We start from the raw sequence: 1,395 nt of genomic DNA on the forward strand, positions 1-1,395 counted from the left end.
GAGGACAAGCCCTCGGCCTATTAGTACCGGTCAACTCCACCCCTCACAGGGCTTCCATATCCGGCCTATCAACCCAGTCGTCTACTGGGAGCCTTACCCTCTCAAGGAGGTGGGAGTGCTCATCTCGAAGCAGGCTTCCCGCTTAGATGCTTTCAGCGGTTATCCCTCCCGAACGTAGCCAACCAGCCATGCCCTTGGCAGGACAACTGGCACACCAGAGGTTCGTCCGTCCCGGTCCTCTCGTACTAGGGACAGCCCTTCTCAACACTCCTACGCGCACAGCGGATAGGGACCGAACTGTCTCACGACGTTCTAAACCCAGCTCGCGTACCGCTTTAATGGGCGAACAGCCCAACCCTTGGGACCTACTCCAGCCCCAGGATGCGACGAGCCGACATCGAGGTGCCAAACCATCCCGTCGATATGGACTCTTGGGGAAGATCAGCCTGTTATCCCCGGGGTACCTTTTATCCGTTGAGCGACGGCGCTTCCACAAGCCACCGCCGGATCACTAGTCCCTACTTTCGTACCTGCTCGACCCGTCAGTCTCACAGTCAAGCTCCCTTGTGCACTTACACTCAACACCTGATTGCCAACCAGGCTGAGGGAACCTTTGGGCGCCTCCGTTACCCTTTAGGAGGCAACCGCCCCAGTTAAACTACCCACCAGACACTGTCCCTGATCCGGATCACGGACCCAGGTTAGACATCCAGCACGACCAGAGTGGTATTTCAACGACGACTCCACCATGACTGGCGTCACGGCTTCAAAGTCTCCCACCTATCCTACACAAGCCGAACCGAACACCAATATCAAGCTATAGTAAAGGTCCCGGGGTCTTTCCGTCCTGCTGCGCGAAACGAGCATCTTTACTCGTAATGCAATTTCACCGGGCCTATGGTTGAGACAGTCGAGAAGTCGTTACGCCATTCGTGCAGGTCGGAACTTACCCGACAAGGAATTTCGCTACCTTAGGATGGTTATAGTTACCACCGCCGTTTACTGGCGCTTAAGTTCTCAGCTTCGCCTGAACGAATCCAAGCTAACCGGTCCCCTTAACGTTCCAGCACCGGGCAGGCGTCAGTCCGTATACATCGCCTTACGGCTTCGCACGGACCTGTGTTTTTAGTAAACAGTCGCTTCTCGCTGGTCTCTGCGGCCACCCCCAGCTCAAGGCGCAAGGCCCGTCACCAGGAATGGCCCCCCTTCTCCCGAAGTTACGGGGGCATTTTGCCGAGTTCCTTAACCATAGTTCACCCGAACGCCTCGGTATTCTCTACCTGACCACCTGAGTCGGTTTGGGGTACGGGCCGCCATGAAACTCGCTAGAGGCTTTTCTCGACAGCATAGGATCATCCACTTCACCACAATCGGCTCGGCATCAGGTCTCAGACT

Annotated in this window: 1 rRNA gene (only partly in view); it reads right to left on the reverse strand. The window is 56.3% G+C overall.

Annotated features, from left to right (window positions below):
• Nucleotides 1-1,395: ribosomal RNA gene (locus tag ACIO5E_RS03925) — 23S ribosomal RNA — on the reverse strand; it runs 1,921 nt beyond the window's last position.

Origin of the sequence: Kitasatospora sp. NPDC087314, assembly GCF_044744365.1 — a bacterium.
Taxonomy (GTDB): Bacteria; Actinomycetota; Actinomycetes; order Streptomycetales; family Streptomycetaceae; genus Kitasatospora.